We start from the raw sequence: 20,890 nt of genomic DNA, 5'->3' as shown, positions 1-20,890 counted from the left end.
GGATGAGGATGACAAACAGCCTGGTGTGGGGGCTGTGGCCACGGTTCTGCGCGATACGCGGGGCGGCGTAAATTCGGATAATCTGGTGAAATCAGCTATCTACTCAGCGGTGTAATCAAGGAGGATTGGATGGGTGTGCTGAACGTCTGTTGCTATCCAACAAAGCTGGCGCTTCATGCTGCCGATCATGCCTACATCGAGTGTGGAGGCGGGAGCTACGGTTGGGGATGTTGGGGAGGAAAAAGTGGCGGAACCACTGTTCGCTCCGCCCACGGCAGCACGAAACGCGCAGATGCAATAGGCGAGCCCGATGAGCGAGCAGGCGTCACTCACTACCTCATCAATGGGGTCTGCCACCAATCGGCTAACCGGATTCTCATGCCAGCACTTATCACTGCGAACGGAGTCCGCGGCCACCTTCTGTCGGTTTCTATCTTCGGCCTTTTCGGTCGCCCGTCAGCTGGGTTTGGCATGTTCAAAGCGCCTCTTTACACGCGAGCAGGGGTGTCTGGTGACTTAGATGTATGTCTATACCAAGGCATACAGACCTCCTCGCAGTCGCGAGCGTTTGCTGAGCGCAGTTTCATAGACGAAAGTGTCAGCCTGGCTCGAGAGATTTATCCCGAACTCGTGCTTGATACTGATTCCATTTTGAGCGTGAGTCAGCAGACAGCTGGGGAACCGTGGAGCAGCTCTGAAGCGGAGAGGGCTGCAAAATTCCAGATTGAAAGCTTCAAACTATTGGTTCGGCATCGTGCAATCGTCACTGGCAAGCGGTTTTCGCTTGCGCAATACCATGAGATGATGAAAATTCGGGAGCAGTTCGAGCTATCGCGGGAGGCAATTGAGCGAGAGTTCGTCGAAAGGGGACAGAGCGGCTGGTATGGGTTTGTTAGGAATTTTGATGAATTGACGCGAGAGTTCCAGGCAAGTCTTTCCACGATCTTGCCGGGTCAGGACTATGAGGCTCTACTTGACATTTCTTCCGATCACCGCATGGTGCTATCCGACCCAGATATCGTTGAAAGCATCTATGGACCAGCGTCAAGGCCAAGAGGACCCGGAAGCAGATCGCCCTGAATACGGGCGGCGATTGAGCCGCCAGGAATACGACCTGCGAGCGATATCGCTTCATGAAGCGCAGGCGCCGATTCCTGCGCGGGCTGACCGTGAAAAATTGAGGCGTGCTGAACTTGACTTGGCGGTTGACCACACGTTAGGAGTGGGCTTCCCTCAAGACCAGAGAGAGGTGCTGTGGAGAACTCAGCAGAAGTTGGATAGAAGTAACCTCGTTCGCCTAATTATTGGGTTGCTCGCGAACCCATTGGCGCCATCTCGATACCTGGTTAAAGCACAGGTAAGGGAGTTCTCGAAGGTTCTTGACCGACGGAGCGTCTGCGCTTTCCTCGGACTCAGTGAGAAGGACTACGAAAAGCTGATCTGACGCAAGAACATCTTTTAGGTGTGGGCCGCCGCTTGGCTGCGTGGTTTAGCACATGCCGAAGAGCTTGGGTAAGGACTAGATGGTGGCCGACGCTGTGCTGGAGAGCTCTCTCGCTGCTTGAACACTCTGCCGAAGCTAGACTGCCAAGGCAGATGCACTTTAAAGGAGCAAGAAATGAGAGCGTTTAACGTGCGCGGGATTGTTTGGGAGACCAACGGCAAGCGTCCTGGATTGCCGGCTGAAGCCGCGGTCGAATGCGAGAGCGAAGGGCACATTGCTGACGCGCTCAGCGATGCATACGGCTGGCTAGTGAGCACCTTCGTTGTCGTAGAGGAGACCGACGGCGACCACACCAGGAACGCAAGTCTGGTTTGAAGGATTTTCGACTTGGTCGGCGTCCCTTTGCCACTTCCGCTAGAGTGTCGGGCCCTGTTTGAACTGGCGCTCGCCACCCGAGCGAGCGCTTAGAGGAAGTCGTTGTTGATGGTGTTGAAGGGTCTGGTGGTTCTGCTGTTGGCTTTTTCTTCGGTTCCAGGCGTGGCCGCAGAGCTTGTCGGCCGCGCGACCGTCACGGACGGGGACACGCTCACCGTGGCCAAGCAGCGTATCCGTCTGTGGGGCATCGATGCTCCGGAAAGCGCCCAGCAGTGCATCACCAAAGACGGACGTGCTTGGCCCTGTGGCCGGCGGTCCGCCGCCGCGCTGGACGGCTATGTGTTGGACAAGACCGTTCGTTGCCAGCCCAAGGACACGGACCGCTATGGCCGGGTGGTCGCGGAGTGCTTCGTCCAGGGGCAATCCGTCAACCGATGGATGGTGCGCTCCGGTTGGGCGGTCGCGTATCGCCAATACGCGATGGCGTTCATCGCAGACGAAGCCGATGCGCGCCAGCAGCGGCGCAACCTCTGGCAAGGGCCTTTCCAGATGCCCGCAGACTACCGCCGCAGCAAGCGTGAGCAGACGGCGCGCCAAGAGCCAGTAGGCACGCAGCCAGTGCCAGGTGGATGCCGCATCAAGGGCAACATTTCCCGTCAGGGAAAGAAGATCTACCACGTGCCCGGGCAACGGGACTACGAGCGCACGAGCATCGACCTGAGCCGCGGCGAGCACATGTTCTGCAGCCCTGCGGATGCCCTGCGCGCGGGGTGGCAGCCGGCGAGGCGCTGACTTTGCACGCCGCGGTAGAGCGAGCCGCGAAGGGTTGGACATGATGTCTTTTTGTCTGCCCCAGCCGGCGATCGGGGCGGTAGACTCTGCCCGATTGAGCTGGAGACCATACCCAGGTGGACGGGACGCAACGCATGGATACAACGATGACCAATCAGCCCAAGCCGGGTGCCTTCTACATGTTCGTATCGGACATGGAGAGCAACAGGCAGCCCTGCGGGGTGAGGTTCGATAACCTCCGCCAGCTGCTATCGCCACCCCGATTGATCTTGCGTCCAGAAGAGGGGGGCTTTCCTTCAATGCTCGAACAACCGCAAATGACCTATGACCCTAGCGCAGGCCCCGAACCTCGTGATCTGGAGCCGGGGTTCGGCGGTTATTGGTTGGTGTCCGAGCGACTCCATGACGTCATGTGCTCGGTTGATCCCAGCGCATGCGCGTTCATCGAGGTGGATTACCGCTTGGCCGATGACATCAAGGGTCCGCGGCGCTTCCTGTGCGACGTGGTTCGAGAGTTGGATGCCTTGGACGAAGAGTCATCGCGGCTGAAGGTCAAGGTCGATGACGATTATGTGCGTGGGAAGTTCTATTCCCTGGGTGGGGGAGCCAGCCTTGCCTTCCGGCATGAGGTGTTGGGGGAGTCGCACGTGTTCCGGGTGCCATTCAACCCGTCCGTGTTCTGCGATCGGGAGTTCAAGGACGCAGTTCACGCTGCCGGGATACCTGACGACGCAGAAGTCAGCGGCATCTCCTTCATCGACGCATCGGATATCTGATTCCACCAGGCGACAAGGAAGGATCCTAGACCATGCCGGGCAAGCCCCTCTTTCAACCGCACCACGCCATCGAGCAGCAAGCGTTTACGCGTGACCCTCTATTGCAAGCGCTGGTGGACTCCGATCGGTTCAGTAAGGACGCGGCCACCAACCTGATCAATTTGCCCAACGACAAGGCACTTGCTCAAGCCATTGGGGTCACGCCGCACACGGGCCGCCCCATCAAGGAATATGGCCTCGGTTTGAAGGATGCCCTCGAGGACTTGGCTGCCACGAAGGACGGCCAGGCGGCGTTGAGGGCAGATCCGGACGCCTTGGATCGAGTGGCCCTCAAGGTTCAGCGATTGAGCGACACTGCGCAGGTGGCGCTCATCAATGGCGACCTGCGCACGAACATTGCGCTGGGGCAGACGATGGACCAAACGCGGGCTGTCACCCAGGCATTCTTCGGTGACCCGAACGGCTATGCCGTCCAAAACGCGACGCAGTTGGACGCATACGGCCAAGCCAGCGCCAATGCGCGCCAGTGGAGCGGGGTAACACACAACGAAGGCCGCATCGTTTCCACGTTGCAGCATTTCCACAGCTCTGGACAGCCGCTGCTGGGAGGCGGCAACCTCGATCTTCAGCGCCACGGCCTATCCCAGGCCATCTCCAGTGCTTACCACGACGGCCGCTTGACCATGTCGCCAGGCGGTGTGGCAGTGGTCGAGAACACCTTGGGCGAAGAAGCCGCACGCAACCTTCGTGTTCCCCGCGGTCAGCGTGGCGAAGTCGCCATGCAGTTGTTGATGGGCGAGGCGTCCGCCCGCGGCCTGACCCGTGCCGGCGGACTTCTGGCCACAGGCGCGGATGCCGTCATGACTGCCCGCACGGCCTCGGCGCTGATGGAGCAGGGCAACACCACCGCCGCGCAGTCGGAGGTCGATCACGCCATTGCACGCAACGCGGGTGGTTGGGCCGGCGGTGCGGCCACCGCGGCCGCGCTGGGCAGCAGCAGTGGGTTTGTGCCCGCGGCCCTGGTGGTGGGCGACGCTGTCTTGATGAGCAAGGCCTTCGACAAGGCCGTCGACCTCAAAGAGAACCGCGACATCTTCCACCAGACCGACAAGGCAGGGGTGGAGTGGCAGTTCAACGGGCGGGATTGGGAGCGCCAAGGCGCGTTCGACCGCGCGCCCGATGGACGCGACACCCCTACACAGGCGCCTGTGGGAGCCTGCTACATCAAGTCTCAGGAACTGGGCGCCATGGCGAATGCCAAGGCAGCCGAGTTTGCGCTGGGCAAAGCGCCCCCGCCGCAGGACCCGTTCAATTTGCCGGCCCAGCCTGGCGATCGGACCGGCTTGGACAACCAGAACTGGCAGCGCAATCCGACCACCGAGTCCTGGGAGCGTCAGGTCAAGACCGGCGTGACGGGCGGCAACGACCAGGGGGTCTACACACCGCAGACCGCTACCCCAGAGCAGGCGCAGCGCCTGAACCAGGAAGCCCTGGGGCGCATCGAGAACAACATTGCCACCGGCCGCGAGGCCATCGCCCAGGCCTACCTGGAGAGCCATGCCGCCCAGCGCGGGCAGGACTACGGGGTAGGGGTGCCGACCGCGGTGGAGAATGCTCGAGCCAAGCCGGACCAGGTGCAGGGACACGATGGCCAGACCTACCAGCGCACTGCTGAGGGACAGTGGGCAGGCAAAGACGGGGTGGCCGCCGGCAACCTGGCGGTGGAGCTGGAGCTCACCAATCAGATGCGCCAGCCCTCGCTGGAGCGCGCCCAGGAAACCCTGGCGACCATTGAGGCTCGCCCTGCGCCGACGCCGGCGCAGATGGAGCACAACGAGGTGCTGCACCGCTACCGGGCTGCCGGCATCGACCTCAACGCCCAGGAGAACAACCTGCAGGCCGTGGAGCTGGCGACCCAGCGGACGAAGGAGGCCGAAGGCCTGACTGGTCCGACGATGCAGCAGCTGAAGCCGAACGAGCAGGGACAATACGGCTACGACAGCCCGATTACCCACTATCAGGTCGGCCAAGACGGGGTGGCCCACCAGGTCGCGGTGACCACCTCCGAGGAGCTGCGCCAAGCCAAGGCCGAGCTGGGCCAGCCGGCCATGGCGCACGTGCCGACGCTTGGCGCGGTCTCCGTGTCAGCACCTGGACGCAGCAAAGAGCAGGAGGCCGAACCGGCGCAGGAGAAGGGGGCACAGGGTCCGATGCTGGCCGACAACCCCGCGCACCCCGACCACTCCACTTACCAGACCATCCATTCCTGGGTGCAAGGCACCGGGAACTGGAACGACGAGGAGAGTCGGAACGTCACCGCAGCGCTCTACAAGCAGCAAACCGAAGATCCGCTGGTGAAGCGAGTAGATAGGGTGACCGGCGTGCTGGGCAACGATGGGGCCCAGCACGTGCTGGCGGTCTACGCGCCGTTTGGCGACAAGCTGCCGATCTTCCACGCGCGGGTGGATGGCAGGGAGGCTGCCCAGCAGCCGGCAGAGCAGAACCTGCAGCAGGCGGAGGTTATCAAGCAGGACCAGGTGCGTCAGCAGGCATTGGAGCAGACCCAGCAGCAGACCCAGCGACAGGAGCAGGGGCCGCGGATGACAATGGGTGGTCCGTGACCATACGAACGGTCTTCCAACTGATAGAGCCGCACCGGAAGGCACTGCAGGAAGAACATCGCTTCTACGTGGAACAAGCGAAGAAGCGCTTGCTGTCGCAGTTTGGGAATATTTCAGAAGAAGCCGAAAGGGCCCAAGAAGAGCGTTGGCAAGCCGCAGATGAGTATTTTGATCCTGACTTCCACGACATGGGTGATGTAGCACAGGCTGCCTTTGATCACGGTGTGGAGTTCTTTCAGCTCCTATCCGATATGCACGAGCGCACCCGCCTAAGCGTCATTGCGGGTATGTATCACCACTGGGATAAGACGTGGCGCCATTTCCTTGCGCATGAGATGCGCTGGACCGTGGTGATAGGTCCACACACCCGTCGTGCGGTTGTTAGCATTGATGCGCAAGACCTCGAAAAGCTCCTTCTTGCATTGGGATTGAACGTTCGCTCGTTCCCGCACTTTGCGCGATTGGATGCCATGCGTCTGATTGTCAACGTCTACAAGCATGGAGAAGGCAAGGCGATGGACGATCTTCGATGCCTTTACCCTGAGTTTGTGCCGATGGAGGGTCCGTTTGAGTCGCGCTTCCCCGACGACAGCGACTTGGTAATTACTGACCAGAATGTGGATGAGTTCGCCGCTGCCATCGACGCATTTTGGCTTGCTCTTCCTTCAGAGCTAACCATTGACACCGAACAAGATTTGAATGTCCCAGGTCGTTTCAACGCGGCATTTCAGAAAGACCTGAAAGAGCGTGGGTCCTGAATTCAGCAGTAGCGCGGCGACCGCTGTCCCGCCTGGCGCGGTTTGCGTCACCGGTCAGGGAGCCAGTTCAGGTCCTTCGGCCAGTCGAAGCAGAACCAGAGCGACCGCAGTGGCGGCTTCTGCCCAATAGTCGTCTTCGGCGTAAGGATCGTCTTCCGTGTCCTCCTTCCCGCCGTGAAAGAGGTTGTTGCGGACTTGGCGCATGGCCTGAACCAGCGCCACCGCATCGTTGTCGTCCAATGGATTTGGCCTGAACCGGGCGACTTGTCGGCCGTTCTCCTCGACGACCTGTTGCCTCATGGGTCTCGTCTGCCGCTCTGAGAGCAGGCGCCACCGAGCCCAATCAGGAACCTGCATAGTGAAATCAACGTCCATCCGTCTGACGGTGGTCTCCACCCGACGCCATGCCACGTCCGGAACGACATGGCCGTTCGACGCTCGAAAATAGTCGCCTCGCCGCTTGAGTTGAAACTCGAGCCTGCCAAAGGCGTTCAGCAATGGATAAGCGACATCCTGACGAACCGGCATGGACTACCTCGTAATCACGTTCAACCGTAGAAAGCCAAGGACAGAGAGTGAAGGGGGGCGGATTCGCAAGAATTTTGAAGGTCTTTTTTGCTCAACGGGTGCAACGGAACCGAGATTCGCCTTCCGTGTCCCCTTGATGGCCTTGGACGTCCGGAGCTGTTTAGCGCTCTGGCTTATCATCAGAGCGTCCGCTAATGCAAGAAAATTTGTAGACAATTTATCTAAAAAAACAGCTAAGAATCAGAAAAGTCTGACCCCTTATTTGCGGTTCGGCTGTGGCGATTTGGTTCTGCGCACGGCATGATGGGGCGAGGGGAAGGAAGCTAGCACTGCCGAAGTGAGGTGACCCATGCCCCATCTTTCTAGCACAGGGGATATCCATGAGTTACACCGCCGAGATCAGCAGAACAAGCCCGACCGCCTTTCTCTTCCTCGTCGATCAGTCCGGCTCGATGCAGGACACGATGGGAAATGGAAAGTCAAAGGCCCAATTCGTGGCAGACGTGCTCAATCGGACCCTCGCCACCCTGATCACGCGATGCACCAAGTCCGAGGGCACCCGTGACTATTTTGAAGTCGGCGTGCTGGGTTACATGGGCAGCTCCGCAGAGAATGGGTTGACCGGCGGCCTCTCTTCAGCTGTGCTCCATCCCATCTCTCAGATCGAAGCCAACCCACTTCGCGTGGAAAATCGGACCAAGCGGGTGGACGATGGTGCTGGTGGCTTAGTCGACCAATCCATCAAGTTCCCGGTTTGGTTTGAAGCCCATGCGTCGGGCGGCACCCCCATGTGCACGGCCATCACGGCCGCGGCGGAGCAACTGGTGGCTTGGTGCGATGCGCACCCTGACAGCTATCCTCCGACCGTCTTGCATGTCACCGACGGCGAGTCGACAGATGGCGATCCGGAAGCGCTGGCAAAACAGCTTCAGCAGATCAGCACGAACGACGGCAACGTGCTGCTGTTCAATCTTCACGTCAGCACCAGCGGCAGCGATCCGGTCAAGTTCCCGACCTCTGATGCGGGTTTGGGTGACGCCTATGCCAAGCTGTTGTTTCGTATGTCTAGCGCCTTACCGCCACACTTGCAGAAGGTCGCGGAGGAGAAGGGCATCAAGGCCACGATGGAGTCCCGGGGGTTTGTGTTCAACGGTGAGATTACCGAGATCGTGGACTTCTTCGACATTGGAACCCGGGCTGCGCAGCTGCGCTGACTATGGCGCTGACCTTCCTCTTTCAGGGGACTGTGCCCAAGCACGTTGAGTCGCCTGACGACAACGAGGATGCCTATCTCACGGACCCAGAGCGGGGCCGGGTGGTGGTGTCCGATGGAGCATCCGAGTCGTTCGACGCTCGTAACTGGGCTCGGTTGCTCGTAGACCGGATGATGGAAGAAGAGCTGTCACCGGAGGCTGTAGCCAGTTGCTTGGAGGGCTACGAAGCCTTGCATGACGCTAGCTGCCTTTCTTGGTCCAAAGCAGCTGCCTACGAGCGCGGCAGCTTTGCGACGCTCCTTATCGCCCAAGACCATCCCGAACGGAACATGGTTCAGATCACTGCGGCGGGCGACAGCTTGGCGGTGTGGGTGGACGGCGATCAACTGCTGGCCTCTGCTCCGTATACCCATTCCGAGCAGTTCCAAGAGAAGCCCTTGCTTTTGGCGACTCGCCTCTCCTTGAACGCGGCGGGCGACGAGCAAGCCAGCACTTGGCAATGGGGTTACGAAGAGCAAGGTTACCGGTTGCTGCTGTGCATGACCGACGCATTGGGTGCTTGGCTCTTGGCCCATCAAGAAAAAGGCGACCAATCTGCACTGGAAGCGCTTTGTGGCATCCGAGAGGTTGAGGAGCTTGTGGAACTGGTGGATCGGGAGCGCGGTGCCGGACGCCTCCGACGCGATGACTCTACCTTGGTCATCGTTTCCGTTACCCGGTCTTAGTGGTATTTGATGATGGCTTACCCATCCTTGGAGCAATACAACGAGGCCCTTCAGTCACCGCAGTTTGTCCTGCAAGACCCAGAGTTGAAGCACGGAAAGCTGAAGACCACAGGCCTGGGACTGCCGTTGGCACTTTGTGGTGGGTTTGCGCTGACTTACACAGTGACAGTTGGCGCCAAAAAGTTCGCGCTGCGCTGCTTTCACAAAGAATCTCGCGAGCTAGAACGTCGTTATCAGGCGATCTCGGCTCGCCTGAAGCAGCTTAATAGCCCTTACTTCCTGCCGTTTGAGTTCAGCCCTAACGGTATTCGCATCCAGGGCAATGCGTATCCCATCGTCAAGATGGCTTGGGCTAGCGGGCGCACGCTGGCCGAGTTCCTCGAAGCCGAGCATCGCAACATCGCAGCGCTCCGGAAGTTGCGTAGCGCCTTAGCGGCTTTGGCCGCATTTCTTGAGCACAACAACCTTGCTCACGGCGACATTCAGCCGGAGAACGTCATGGTCAGTGCGGATGGTGCCACCGTCCAGCTGATTGACTACGATGGTATGTTCGTTGAGTCCCTCAACGGGGCTAAAGCAACAGAGCTGGGACAGCTAAATTTCCAGCATCCTCAGCGTTCAGCAGATAAATTCAGTCCCACGCTGGATCGATTTTCGTTCCTCACGCTGGACGTCGCACTTCAAGCGCTGATGGCTTCGCCGAAGATCTGGGCTACGTCCCGATCCGAGCCCAGCGCCGTAGTGTTTCGCCGCAACGATTTTATCAACCCCGGTGCATCCGCTGTGTTCCAAGAAGCGGTGGCCATTGCTGGACTCAAGTCACACGTTGAGAACCTGGGAAAGGTCGCAGCGGGCAGTTTTGCAGGCATTCCGTCACTGGCGGATTTCCTGCAAGGCAAGGGAATTCCGATTGGACCAATCACCATCCGTCCCAACAATACGGTGGTGGTTTATCAGGGGCCCTACGTGGTATGCGATGCCACCAACTATGCTCAGGTGCTGGGTATGGTGGGCAATCGCGTCGAGCTGGTTGGCAAGATCCATTCGGTGAAGAAGGGGTGGGCAAAGAACAAGAAGCCCTACGTCTTCGTCAATTTCTCCGATTGGAGAGGCCAAGCAGTCAAGTTGGCAATTTGGGTAGACGGCATGGATGCCATCAAGCCCCATGTCCCTGACACATCGTGGGTAGGGCGCTGGGTGTCCGTAGCGGGCTTGGTTGATCCTCCCTACAGCAATACTGGCTACACCCACCTATCCATCACTATCACCGCGCCGGGTCAGCTTCAGCAGTTACCCGAGAAGGACGCCAGGTTCCGGCTTGCAGTGGCTGGAAGACCAGTTGCTGGTGGTGTGCCGGCCAGCAACACCCGCAATAGCGACATCCTCGTCGATATGGGGGTTAAGGGATCTTCCGGAACAAAGTTACCGCCGCCTCAACCACGCGCGCCACCCCCTGTTCAAACACGCAACCAGCAACTTCTTACGGGGATGCAGCGTCAAACACCGCAGGTCTCTGCGCCTCCGCGACACACGCCTACACGTTCCTTGCCTCCACGTCCCTCGCCGCCGCCAGCACGCCCGGCATCTTCTTCCAAAAGTGGATGCCTCTCCCTGTTGATCCTGGGAGGCCTGTTGCTCCTGTGGCGACTTGTTGCGGGGTAGGTCGCTTTACAGAGAACCTTGTGCGGTGGTAGAGCGTGCTTCAGATCCTGGAGGATGGACACTCATGGCATTCGATTGGTCCCAGCTTCCCCTCGCCAATACCCCTTGGCGCATCCAGGTCGTGGCCGACATCCTCCCGATCCTGATTCGCCGAGCGAAGGAAGGCCGGCCTATCTTCTACGGCGAGTTGGCCGAGCAACTAGAGTCGGAGTTCGGGCACGAGCCAAAGGCTCGCAAGACGGTATACGGCCCAGCCATTGGCGCCGTTGGCCAGGCCATCGAACTACTCGGTCAGCAGCCCGAGTGGCGCGGGGAGCGTATTCCTCCGATCAACACCATCGTGGTGAGCAAGGACACCGGCTACCCCAGCACAGGGGCCGATGAAATTGCCTATTATTTCTTCGGGGACAACGGCGCCGGCATGGCCGCGGACCGGCTCTCTTACCTCGATGCCGCCATGAATGCGGTCTACCACTACGGCAAATGGGATCAGATCGCTGCGGCCCTGGGTGTGGCCCGGTTGGAACCCGCGGCCGGCGAAGTCCAGGCGGACCAGGGCGAGGTGCTGCCGCTACCACGAGTCCAGGCCGGCGGCGGCCCAGAGAGTGCCGAGCACCAGGCGCTGAAGCACTGGGTGCGGGAGCATCCCGAGGAATTGCTTGACTTTGGCACCTTCGAGCCTGGAAAAAACGAGGCGGTGTTGAGCAGTGGCGACCAGCTAGACGTGTTGTTCGACAATACTCGCCAGCGCTTGGCCGTGGAAGTGAAGACCAGTAAGTGCTCGGAGGATGAGCTGATGCGTGGCGTTTACCAGTGTGTGAAATACCGGGCCATCCTGCGCGCCGAGCAGTTGGCGAAACGCCAGATCCCCAACGGTGAGGCCGTGCTTGTGTGCCCAAGGGCACCCAGTAAGAAGACTAAGGCACTCATCAAACGATTAAACGTGAACTTTCACGGGGTGCCTGTGGATGCTGAAAAGCAAATTTTGAGGCAACGATGACGAACGTAGACACGCTGGAGAACCGCATCCGACAGATCGATGGGTTCATTCGGGCTCTGACTAGTGAGGCGCATTTCCTAGACGAGAGAGCATACTTGCTCAAGCCTTTGGTTCTCGATGAAGAGGTGAAGGCGGCGATGAAGACCAAGCTTGATAAGACCTCAGGTGCAGGTCTCTGGAACCACTTGACGCCTTTGCTTGGCCAAGATCTCATCCGCGAGTTGGCTCGATTGTTCCTTGATAAGGGGGACAAGACCGGCAGCCTCACCAACATTTGGCGCAAGCTGCAGGTGCCCGGTATGCGGGAGCACTACCGCACGAGCTATAGCGGCATGTTTGACTCCCTTCAGGATAGCCCCGCGGAATACATCGGCGAGGAGACCAGGGAGAAGTGGCGCCAGCGAGATCGTGACGAAAACATGGCCCAGTTCGATGAGAGATGGAGCGCGGTCAACCAAGCCATGAAGGAACTGGAGAGCGATCCGGTGACTATCAGCGTCAGGACTTTTCGAGACAAACACCATGCGCACTGGGAAATGCAGAAGCTGGGTGAAGAACCCAAGCCATTCGACATCAGCACTCTGCACCTGACATACCAAGGAATCTTTGATTTTGGCGACCGATGCCTGAAGCTCCTGGCGGAGCTCGGCCTCCTGCTGACCCATCACTCTTGGGATCCCAATCAGTTCTCTGATATCAGCTCAGAACAGGGGAGGGCCCTTTGGATGACACTGGCAAAATGATGCCTGCAGGACCTATCAATCGAAATTTCTGGCTTTCAAGGGGAAGATCACGCAATGACGAACTTCATCTTTGCCCGACGCGATTTGCAAAAGCGGATCGATCGTCTTAAGCGGGTCTTGTCCGAAGGCCAGATTGTGGAGATTGTAAACCGGCTGAACACGCCCGGTTGGAACCGGTTGCCTGCGATGTGGGAAATCGTCGTTTTGGATGCTTTCTCCCAAGAGGCTAAGCTTAGGCACGAGGTCCCGCTTCCAAGTGGCAGGAGGCCTGATCTTGAGTTGACATACTTTTCTCCGAACGGAGAGGTGTTGCTTGTTGTTGGAGATGTCTTAGCTGTCTCTGACAAGGGGCTGGATGAGCAAAATCCGGTGGATGTTCTATTTGAGAAGGTCCCCGAAATCGCGCGAAAGCATGGCGTCGACCCGGTAAAGCTAAGCTATAAGGTCGAAGGAGAACGTATTGGCCGCTATGGGGATGGCAGGATGCAACTGGCTCTTCCAAAACGCGGTGAGTTGATCGAACTTCTCCGCGCTGAAGTTGCCGCCTGGCTTCACGGCGTGCGCCAAGCGCCAGAAGAGCAGCACGTTTACAAGCCAGTAGACGAGAGCTTGAGGTTTTCGATTGCATATGATCCGAGTGCATCTTCCGTAACAGGCAGCTATCTAAGCTACGACGTTGCGGCTTCTCGGGAGAAGAATCCGCTTTATAAGGCGCTGAAGGCTAAAAAGGATCAGCTCATTGGCGCGCCAGAGCAGGCGCTTAAACTTTTGGTCGCTTGCGATGGTGACTCGGCCCTTTTGCACAATATTTCTTCCTCGTCACGGACACCCGGAACCTATAGTGCACTTCAAATCGTCGATCACTTCCTTTCGAAGCACTCTGGCATAGACGCTGTCGCCTTGATAAGCGTAGAGGAGCGTAGAACGGCCCTGGATCCAAAGACGTATCGGAAGCTAAGGTTCAACGTCAGTGTGAAGGGTAGGGAGCTGCCCGACGATAAATTTTCAAAGAACTATGCTCTTTTGGATGAGTTGATGCGCGGGGCTATGAAGCACTTTCCTGCGCCGCAGAAGGCGCCTTATAACGCAATTCGGAGATGCCTAGAGCCTGGCGTTGGTCACAGTCAAATGGGGGCGTATCAATTGACAGTAGAGGGTGGTAATGTGAGTAAAGTCAGTATTTCTTCGCGTGGTTTAATGGGTCTTATTTCTGGTGCCGTGACGCAAAATGAATTCATCATCGCGCATGAACGTCCAGGATCACCAAGCATAGCAAGCTATTTCTCCGATGCTTTGGCTCAAGGGAGGATGATTGTCGGGATAGAGATAGAAGAGATGGATGGCTTGGACGACGACTACTTCACGATTCATTTTGGCGATGCTGATGCGGCTATCTCACCATTCCGTGTTTGATATCGAAATAAATTCTAGCGAAGTCTGCTACGGATATTGGTTAAGCTGTTAGTTGAGGGCAGGCACGAACTGAATTTTGGGGTGCTCGATCGATGGTATTGGACAACCGTGAATGGGCATTGGTGATCTGGCTTGCCATTGCGCTGGTTTGGGTGCTTAGATATGCCAATAGCAGGCGTGCATTAAAGGCGTTGCTTGGCATTTTATTCAGGCGGAGCATTGTTTTTGTTTTGGCGCTCCTGTTCGCTTATGTCGCTTTTCTCGTTGTAACGCTTTGGCATTTAGGGTGGTGGGAGATTGGTAACCTCAAAACCACGCTTATTTGGACTTTCGGTTCGGCGTGTGTGGCAGTGTTCAACGTCAATAAAGTTGAGGGCGAAGCGAATTTCTTTCGTCGCGCGTTTGGGGAGGTAATGGGTGTTGCGGTGGTGGTGGACTTCCTGACCGCCGTCGATACTTTCGCTCTTTGGGTGGAAATGCTGATCTTTGGTAGCATGTTTTTTCTGGCTTCGATGAATGTGGTGAGTGCCAAAGATCCTTCTCTAAGGGTCGTGCATCGCGGGACAGTAGTCCTTCTGACTGCGCTTGGCCTCCTCATGCTTGGGAAGTCGATTTTTCATATCACAACTGATTTCAACGACTTCGCAAGTGTGAAGACGGTTCGCGAGTTCTTCTTGCCAATAATTCTGGGCTTATTGCTGTTGCCCTTCTTGTTTATGCTCAATGCTTACATGGTGGCTGAAAGTGCATTGGGCGTGTTCAAGCGTCAAAGTAAAGATTCCAAGCTTGCCCTCCATGCTGGCGTGAAGCTTCTTAGGCATATGGGGCTTGATATGCCTGGATGGAAGCAGTGGCAGCGTCATGTGGGTAGGTTTCCGCCGGTGAGCCTTGCCGAAGTGGATGAATCGGTTTTGGAAATCAAGAAGACTCGACGACGCCAGCGCAATCCTCATCGCGTCCAACCCGTGATTGGCTGGCTGCCAGACGCTGCTATAGGTTTCCTTGCCCAACAGGGCTTGCCAACTCGGCCCTACTATCGGGACTACGAGGATCAATGGCGCGCTGCATCAGCGATGGTCGAGCTAGGCTCGGGCATCATGCCTAACAATGTGGCTTACTACTTGGCGGGTGATGAGTTCACGGTCAAAGAGTTGAGGTTGAAACTCAATGTCAATCAGCCTGAGGACCGGGAGAGCGCGACCGAGGTTTTTGCTGCGCTACGCAATCATCTTCTAAGCAAAGCTCTCCCTTTTGCCTGCGCCCATGACCATCCCTTTGAGATTGAAGTTGGACGGACCATAACCTACGGCGGCCACCTAGTGAGCTTGAAATACTCTGAATGGTCAGGCGGGATCAAAGGAGGCTTTGATCTCACCTTTGTGATTGCGATACCTGAGAGCGATCAGGACGTTTAGTAGAGTTAACCGTGGGTTACTCTTTAGGACGAGATTGGCCCGAAGTAGCCTCTGCTGGAGACGAACAAACCGTCGCCAAACCAAAAATGGCGCTGCAAGGAAGACTGTTCGAATTGCTGGATGACAAGCAGCACCCCTTTTACGAGCATAGGAAAGCCGCATGAGAAGCCCGTGGCCCGCAAAGCGGAAAGCCAAGATCCCACCGCAGAAGAAAGCCATCGTGGCCGGACAACTCTTCCTCGACTTGGTGGAGGAGAAGATCGACCCACAAGCTATGGCGCGCCGCTTGCGCGAGGAAATAGGCCTTCAATGGACTTGGCTGTCTTGCATGCAATACCTATCGGGCAAGGAAGCGCTGGCGGTCTTTCAGGCCCTGCCGCCTGGGTGGGAGCAAGGAGGGCGTAATCGCCTGCAGATGCTGTCTGCCTCTTTGTTGGCGGCACACACCGTGGCAAACCTTCGTAGCGACGGGCGAGCGCTGTGTGCAAGTGACCTAGCTGCACGCCTGAAGGGTGTGGACTTCGCAGCTGAGCTGGAACGTCACGTGGCCGCAGGCCAGGTATGACCGAGCTCACGCTCACCGCACCCAGCTATGCCTTCCTGCAGTCCACCATGCCGTGCTGGAAGTGCAGTCAAGCCACGTCCGTCATCACCGTGTGGGTGCCGTCCTTCATTGATATCGGGGACATACAGAAGCCCGACGACGAGCCTGAGGTAGGCGGGACGTCGACGTTGCGCTACATCCATGCCCTGGACGATCAGGTGGCGGCACACGTGCGAGATGTGGCCCCGTGGCTCAAGCTCGGGCGCTCGGAGAGCGCTAACGCTATCTACTGGGCTAACCACTGCGGAATGTGTGCTGCCATCCAAGGCGATCACTTTGTGCTCGGCGTCAACGGCCCGTTCTTTCCGCAGACCCGTGCCCAAGCTGACGCACTTCATGTCATCCCTGGCCGTGGGTCGCTGGCGGCCAACTCCTCGGCCGCGCAGTCCGGCTGGATGAACTGGATCGCCGAGCGGATGCGGGGAGGGATCTAAGAATGTGGGAGTGGCGCCAGCGGCGTGCATGGGGAACCAAGAAGATGCGGCAAGAGCTAGAGGAGCGGTTCTTGAACTACGCTCGTGTCTTTCGGGGGAGGCGTGGGCTGAAGCACTTCCGAAATGCCACCGAACAATCGCCCAACCTCTACGTTTATTTCGCTAGGCGGCACGCCGGCTACATCCACGAGTGGGTGGTTGAAGGCACAACCGCGGTTGTCGGGCACTTTGCAGTGGTGAAAGAGCTGGAGTGGAAGGGGTTCGGCGAGCCGCTTCTGCGTGGCTTCGCTGAGGCAGCCCAACGCGAACTTGGGGTGCGACGATCGTCTTCCGAGTCCGCAGACACTCCTTGGCCTACGAAAAGCTGTTTTTGCAACTAGGAGCAGCCCCGACAGGACGCATTGTCGACAGCATCCCAGAGTGGGTGTGGACGCTGCGGTAAGCGCAACGCGTCGCAGCTATTGAGACATCGCTGGGGCATGGTAGGCGGCCTACCCTTAGAGCTGTTGTCATGGCCTTCGATGTTGAAAAGTTGAACCTGTTAGAGAAGGTCCGCGATTTTCGCTTTGCTCTGGCATTGTTGGCATTTGCTGCGCTTGCGGATGTGTTCCTGGTGTTGATGACGGGATCCAACCTGTGGGCCTTTGAGTGGAACGACATCGCCTCGCGCTCAGGTCCCTGGTTGTTGTTGGTCCTTGCTTACAGCGTGATGATGACCCTGGGCGCTGCGTTGATTTCTTCCTTCGCAATGGCCGTGCTGGAACTGTTTGTGCCCAAGATTCAGCACTGGATGGGGACCCCCGACACACCGCAAAACCCAGACCCGCTGCGTTACGTCCACCGGTGGGAAGCCGAGAAGGCGTTGGCTCAAATGAACGAGTCGGCCCGCCCGAAGGCGGTGGAGAAACAACTCGCGGAGCGCGCGATTGACGAGGGGAGGTGGCACGCCCTGGTGGGAGCGGGCTGGGTCGGTGTGGCGTTGGTTGCGTTGGACTGGAGCATGGCCGGCTCCGGCATCGCAGCCCTTGCACAATGGCATGCATGGACGCCTTGGCTGGTTTTAGCTATCCCCGCACTGCCGTGCGTCTACCATGCGTGGGTTGGGGTTCCCGGTCACGACTTCATTGAGTGGCCCCAGGTGGCGGAAGACCACTATCGAAAGAAGTCCGGTGCTTCCGTTGCTATGCCGACCTCATGAGCGCCAGCGTTCTAAAATGCATTCGCGGGACATGACTTGGCGCTGATGGCGATCAGGGATACTGCTGTGTGAGCGGAGTAGGTGTGTTCTCCGCGTCCATGATCCGTTGGCCAGGCTCGCCCCGGCCTTTGTCGCTATCAGTTCCGGTTGTAGCCGTAGTCACGGCTCATGAGGATTCTCTTCCAGTGCGACTCGCGCTGGTCGATCTCTCCAGGAGCGGATTGTGGTCACCGATTTGTTGAACCAGTGGGGGGCGTTCAGCGCGCATATGTCGGCTGGCGCGAAAGCAACGGCTAGGCCTTGGGTTTAGCCGCAGCTTCAGCTCGTTTATTGAACTCTTTGGTCCAGGCCAGCATGGCTTGAACGTCCGCCAGCAGTTCATCTGGTTCTGGAAGCCATGTTGGGGTGTCCATTGGCTGAGAGTGCTCGAACGCGGAATATTTGCTCATCATGTCATCGATGAGGGCGCAATCCTCCGGTGTGATTGCGTGCAATCGCTTGAGCTTGTTGAGGATTTTGATCTCGCGGCGGTAGCGGTTGACGATGCCGGAGCACAGGTCATCCTCAATAGAGCGCTCAACCAGGATGCGGAAGTTGCTGCACGCGGCCTTCAGCGCGAGTGTTTTCAGGGGCGCGTCTAGTTTTTTGAGCTCACCAATGCTGTTGACCATTTGGCCGAACCCGGACTGGGGCTTGAGTGAGAAAGTGTCGATGAGCGCCGGCATACCGGTGCTGCTGCCATCGCGCGCGATAGATTCTACCTTGACTTTGACCGGCGAGAGATCAAGCTTGGCCCGTTGCTCGGTTGCGTTCTGAAGAAGAACCATCAGCGACAGTCGGTGCGTGAAAACGATCACCTGGCGATACTCGGCCAAGTCCACCAGGCGTTTGGCGACCGCCTCTTCGTAACGTTGATCCAGCGAGGATATGGGATCGTCGAAGATCACCGGCATCCCTCGCTCAAGCCCCGTCGCGTCGGCTAGGAACGCGGCCAAGGCAACGATACGTTGCTCGCCTTCGCTCAGAATCTCACGATTCTTAACCGGGGCAGTTGCATCCTTCAGCTCGATGTAAAAGCTGAAGATGCCCTTTCCGGCGGCTCTATGCGTCATGCGCACCGGAAGCAAGTGGCCACCCAGTGCCTTGAGCTCCGCGTTGAAGCGATCGCAATAGCCCTTCGCCAACTCCAACTGGCCGATTTCGTTGCTTTTGGTGGTCAGCGGTCCGGTCAGCGTCGAGCGAACAGCCGCCTCCACCGTTGCCACGCGTTTGAGGCGAATGACCTCTGCCCAGACGGAGTCGCGTTGCTCTGCCAGCCATTGCCGAGCTTTGAGCTCTCGCAGGCGGGCTTCCTTCTGGGAGCGTCCCTTCGGGTCAAGCAATACCGCGAGCGCGTAGCGTTCCGCCGTTGTCGTCTTGACCTTCTGGTCAAGAGCGTTGGTCCACACGGACCACTCCACCGGCGGTGCGGCGGATGCCTCTGCCATGGCCTTCAGCCTGGCATGGATAGCCTTGAACAGCACTGTCGCCTGCTCGACGTCCAGACCGAGGACGTTGCACTGGGCTTGCCAAACAACATCAGTGAGAGGGCTCGGCAACGCCTTCTTCAGCGCTGCCAGGGAATCTTCCGCCGCCTTCGCCTCGGTCTGCAGCGTGTGGTTGAGGTGGCCCTCAAAGCTGGTCAGCCGTTCTTTGCCTTCGTCTCCCAGCGTTTGCTGGCAGAGGACACAGCGGGCCTCGTCTCCGACATGCGGGAAGGAATGACCATGGTAGGCCGGACCGATTGAATACGCCTTGGCGGCGTCCCATAGCGTCTGCCAAACGGCGTCTCCGACCCCCTTCAGCGGCAAACCATTGAGAAAAGCGGTTGCGTAGGCGGTTGCGGCTTGGCGTTTTTGCTCTGCGATGGTGCGGGCATCAATAAGCGCTTGGGCCCGTTCATTGCTCAGGTTCTCCTTCATTGCGGAGAAACCAGTGGCCAATTGCGACAGGCGCTCCAAGTCGCCTACCGCCTTGGCATGAGCGACTTCGGGATTGGCTTGAGCCAACGCTGATTCCAGTGCCAAGCGCTCTTCATTGATGGAAGAGGGGAAGGCGCAGGCCTTGTTGATGTCGTCCTCGGTTAGCTTTGCGTTGAGCTTGTTGAGAAGCGTGGTTGCACTGCTCGCTGCATGTTCCGCAGGCACGAGGGGGAGGCGGGTGGTTAGGCGGGCCGCACGGGCCTTCAGTCGATCGCCGACGGCGTCCGAAATCCGGATGAGCACGCCCACAAACCGCATCGCACGTGGAAGGTGGGTGGCGGTGGTCGCGGTGTCCCCCAGCTCCAGCGCGGTGGCCGAATCAAAGACGGGGACTGCGCTCAGCTTCGAATGGGGACCATTGGCCGCTTCCCAGGCGAGATCGGTGGACGTGGAACTGCCATCGGCTCCTTGGGTGGTGACCTTGATCAACGCAGAGGCTGCGGCGGGGCCTTGATGGAAGACGTTTGCGTGGATTGACCCTTTGGCTCGCGCACCACAGACGTGCTTCATCAGGCGCGCATAGCCGGATTTACCTGCGCCGTTAGGCCCGTAGACCACGGTCATTTGGCCCCGACTGAGATCCAGGACTGCGTTCTCGCCGATGGCGTTGACACCGCGGATGCTTGATACCGTATCGATGCGTAGGTCGGCCGCCGCTGCCGTTCCCAAGATCGTCCCGGGCACCAACGGAGGATGCTGGGTATCCAACGTGTTGGCCGCTTCTGCAAGGCAATGGGTCGTCAAAGCCTCAATCTCATCTTCCGTCGGCATGCGTCGGTTTTGAATCACGCCGGCAGCTGCCATGCGCAACCAACTGGCACGTCCATTCAACCAGTCTTCCAGCGTCGCGGGTGCAGCGGCCCCGGGTCCGTCCTTCCTCGCCATCGATCACATCCCCTGTGCATGGCGGTGAGCCAAGGTGGCACCCCGTCCCTTTGTTGAATAGTGACGTTGGTCACGTCATGGGGCAAGTAGGCGTTGGTCGTAGGCGAAAGGAAAGGTTCCAGGAGTGAGCGGTGAGCTCAGTCTGTTGAAGCAAGGCGTTGCTGCGCAGCAAGGATCGATTTCAGCTCACGGTTCAATACCGATTTGTCCCTCTGATGTGGGTCCCATCGCGGGATGCATCCGGACGGTGCCGCCAACCTCAGAAACAGCGGCCGGTCTTGC

At 58.4% G+C, this 20,890-nt stretch carries 18 protein-coding genes; 16 read left to right on the top strand and 2 right to left on the bottom strand.

Annotated features, from left to right (window positions below):
- Positions 1–129: 129 nt before the first annotated feature.
- The 6 genes from AB3X10_RS13025 to AB3X10_RS13000 all read left to right on the top strand — a co-directional run bounded on the left by AB3X10_RS13025 (position 130) and on the right by AB3X10_RS13000 (position 6,766).
- Entirely contained in the window at positions 130–1,080 is a 951-nt protein-coding gene (locus AB3X10_RS13025; protein ID WP_369975480.1) for a hypothetical protein, read from the top strand.
- Positions 1,081–1,618: 538 nt separating this feature from the next.
- Positions 1,619–1,819: a hypothetical protein gene (locus AB3X10_RS13020; protein WP_369975479.1), complete on the top strand. Its 201-nt coding sequence runs from the start codon at positions 1,619–1,621 to the stop codon at positions 1,817–1,819.
- 108 nt (positions 1,820–1,927) lie between these two features.
- Positions 1,928–2,611 (top strand): thermonuclease family protein, encoded by a 684-nt coding sequence (locus AB3X10_RS13015; protein WP_369981813.1) that lies wholly within the window; start codon positions 1,928–1,930, stop codon positions 2,609–2,611.
- 134 nt (positions 2,612–2,745) lie between these two features.
- Positions 2,746–3,387 carry a DUF1629 domain-containing protein gene (locus AB3X10_RS13010; protein WP_369975478.1) on the top strand — a complete coding sequence of 214 codons (642 nt, stop codon included), beginning with the start codon at positions 2,746–2,748 and terminating at the stop codon, positions 3,385–3,387.
- Positions 3,388–3,419: 32 nt separating this feature from the next.
- A complete protein-coding gene (locus AB3X10_RS13005; RefSeq protein ID WP_369975476.1) occupies positions 3,420–6,008 on the top strand; it encodes an XVIPCD domain-containing protein in 2,589 nt (862 codons plus the stop codon).
- Positions 6,005–6,766, top strand: coding sequence for a hypothetical protein (locus tag AB3X10_RS13000; RefSeq protein ID WP_369975474.1), 762 nt, complete (start codon positions 6,005–6,007; stop codon positions 6,764–6,766). Before AB3X10_RS13005 ends, AB3X10_RS13000 begins: the two co-directional genes overlap by 4 nt.
- Positions 6,767–6,820: 54 nt before the next feature.
- Here the strand turns inward: AB3X10_RS13000 and AB3X10_RS12995 are convergent, their stop codons facing one another.
- Positions 6,821–7,294, bottom strand: a complete 474-nt coding sequence (locus tag AB3X10_RS12995; protein WP_369975473.1) for a hypothetical protein — start codon at positions 7,292–7,294, stop codon at positions 6,821–6,823.
- 380 nt (positions 7,295–7,674) lie between these two features.
- On the opposite strand from AB3X10_RS12995, the gene AB3X10_RS12990 reads away from it, so the two are divergent.
- The 10 genes from AB3X10_RS12990 (at position 7,675) to AB3X10_RS12945 (ending at position 17,702) form a co-directional block, all read left to right on the top strand.
- Positions 7,675–8,508 (top strand): VWA domain-containing protein, encoded by an 834-nt coding sequence (locus AB3X10_RS12990; RefSeq protein WP_369975471.1) that lies wholly within the window; start codon positions 7,675–7,677, stop codon positions 8,506–8,508.
- Positions 8,509–8,510: 2 nt separating this feature from the next.
- Positions 8,511–9,233, top strand: coding sequence for a hypothetical protein (locus tag AB3X10_RS12985; protein WP_369975469.1), 723 nt, complete (start codon positions 8,511–8,513; stop codon positions 9,231–9,233).
- Positions 9,234–9,245: 12 nt separating this feature from the next.
- Positions 9,246–10,895: a protein kinase family protein gene (locus AB3X10_RS12980; protein WP_369975468.1), complete on the top strand. Its 1,650-nt coding sequence runs from the start codon at positions 9,246–9,248 to the stop codon at positions 10,893–10,895.
- Positions 10,896–10,959: 64 nt separating this feature from the next.
- Positions 10,960–11,895: a hypothetical protein gene (locus tag AB3X10_RS12975; RefSeq protein WP_369975466.1), complete on the top strand. Its 936-nt coding sequence runs from the start codon at positions 10,960–10,962 to the stop codon at positions 11,893–11,895.
- Complete coding sequence (locus AB3X10_RS12970; protein WP_369975465.1) at positions 11,892–12,638, top strand: hypothetical protein; 747 nt, start codon at positions 11,892–11,894, stop codon at positions 12,636–12,638. Before AB3X10_RS12975 ends, AB3X10_RS12970 begins: the two co-directional genes overlap by 4 nt.
- A gap of 54 nt (positions 12,639–12,692) precedes the next feature.
- Positions 12,693–14,051 carry a hypothetical protein gene (locus AB3X10_RS12965; protein ID WP_369975464.1) on the top strand — a complete coding sequence of 453 codons (1,359 nt, stop codon included), beginning with the start codon at positions 12,693–12,695 and terminating at the stop codon, positions 14,049–14,051.
- 98 nt (positions 14,052–14,149) lie between these two features.
- Positions 14,150–15,466: a hypothetical protein gene (locus tag AB3X10_RS12960; protein WP_369975462.1), complete on the top strand. Its 1,317-nt coding sequence runs from the start codon at positions 14,150–14,152 to the stop codon at positions 15,464–15,466.
- Between the two features lie 160 nt (positions 15,467–15,626).
- Positions 15,627–16,031 carry a hypothetical protein gene (locus AB3X10_RS12955; protein ID WP_369975460.1) on the top strand — a complete coding sequence of 135 codons (405 nt, stop codon included), beginning with the start codon at positions 15,627–15,629 and terminating at the stop codon, positions 16,029–16,031.
- Positions 16,028–16,504 (top strand): hypothetical protein, encoded by a 477-nt coding sequence (locus AB3X10_RS12950; protein ID WP_369975458.1) that lies wholly within the window; start codon positions 16,028–16,030, stop codon positions 16,502–16,504. Before AB3X10_RS12955 ends, AB3X10_RS12950 begins: the two co-directional genes overlap by 4 nt.
- Positions 16,505–17,015: 511 nt before the next feature.
- Positions 17,016–17,702, top strand: coding sequence for a hypothetical protein (locus tag AB3X10_RS12945; protein WP_369975456.1), 687 nt, complete (start codon positions 17,016–17,018; stop codon positions 17,700–17,702).
- A gap of 293 nt (positions 17,703–17,995) precedes the next feature.
- Here AB3X10_RS12945 and AB3X10_RS12940 read toward each other — a convergent pair whose 3' ends face one another.
- Complete coding sequence (locus AB3X10_RS12940; protein WP_369975454.1) at positions 17,996–20,608, bottom strand: AAA family ATPase; 2,613 nt, start codon at positions 20,606–20,608, stop codon at positions 17,996–17,998.
- Positions 20,609–20,890 lie beyond the last annotated feature (282 nt).

Origin of the sequence: Xanthomonas sp. DAR 80977, assembly GCF_041240605.1 — a bacterium.
Lineage (GTDB): Bacteria > Pseudomonadota > Gammaproteobacteria > Xanthomonadales > Xanthomonadaceae > Xanthomonas_A > Xanthomonas_A bundabergensis.
This window is presented reverse-complemented; position numbering and strand designations above follow the sequence as displayed.

Coding starts and splice junctions, on each gene's coding strand:
- AB3X10_RS12955 (WP_369975460.1), top strand. CDS start 15,627: ATGAGAAGCCCGTGGCCCGCAAAGCGGAAAGCCAAGATCCCACCGCAG.
- AB3X10_RS12940 (WP_369975454.1), bottom strand. CDS start 20,608: ATGGCGAGGAAGGACGGACCCGGGGCCGCTGCACCCGCGACGCTGGAA.
- AB3X10_RS12950 (WP_369975458.1), top strand. CDS start 16,028: ATGACCGAGCTCACGCTCACCGCACCCAGCTATGCCTTCCTGCAGTCC.
- AB3X10_RS12980 (WP_369975468.1), top strand. CDS start 9,246: ATGGCTTACCCATCCTTGGAGCAATACAACGAGGCCCTTCAGTCACCG.
- AB3X10_RS13015 (WP_369981813.1), top strand. CDS start 1,928: ATGGTGTTGAAGGGTCTGGTGGTTCTGCTGTTGGCTTTTTCTTCGGTT.
- AB3X10_RS12985 (WP_369975469.1), top strand. CDS start 8,511: ATGGCGCTGACCTTCCTCTTTCAGGGGACTGTGCCCAAGCACGTTGAG.
- AB3X10_RS12945 (WP_369975456.1), top strand. CDS start 17,016: ATGGCCTTCGATGTTGAAAAGTTGAACCTGTTAGAGAAGGTCCGCGAT.
- AB3X10_RS13025 (WP_369975480.1), top strand. CDS start 130: ATGGGTGTGCTGAACGTCTGTTGCTATCCAACAAAGCTGGCGCTTCAT.
- AB3X10_RS12970 (WP_369975465.1), top strand. CDS start 11,892: ATGACGAACGTAGACACGCTGGAGAACCGCATCCGACAGATCGATGGG.
- AB3X10_RS12975 (WP_369975466.1), top strand. CDS start 10,960: ATGGCATTCGATTGGTCCCAGCTTCCCCTCGCCAATACCCCTTGGCGC.
- AB3X10_RS13020 (WP_369975479.1), top strand. CDS start 1,619: ATGAGAGCGTTTAACGTGCGCGGGATTGTTTGGGAGACCAACGGCAAG.
- AB3X10_RS13005 (WP_369975476.1), top strand. CDS start 3,420: ATGCCGGGCAAGCCCCTCTTTCAACCGCACCACGCCATCGAGCAGCAA.
- AB3X10_RS12965 (WP_369975464.1), top strand. CDS start 12,693: ATGACGAACTTCATCTTTGCCCGACGCGATTTGCAAAAGCGGATCGAT.
- AB3X10_RS12995 (WP_369975473.1), bottom strand. CDS start 7,294: ATGCCGGTTCGTCAGGATGTCGCTTATCCATTGCTGAACGCCTTTGGC.
- AB3X10_RS13010 (WP_369975478.1), top strand. CDS start 2,746: ATGGATACAACGATGACCAATCAGCCCAAGCCGGGTGCCTTCTACATG.
- AB3X10_RS12990 (WP_369975471.1), top strand. CDS start 7,675: ATGAGTTACACCGCCGAGATCAGCAGAACAAGCCCGACCGCCTTTCTC.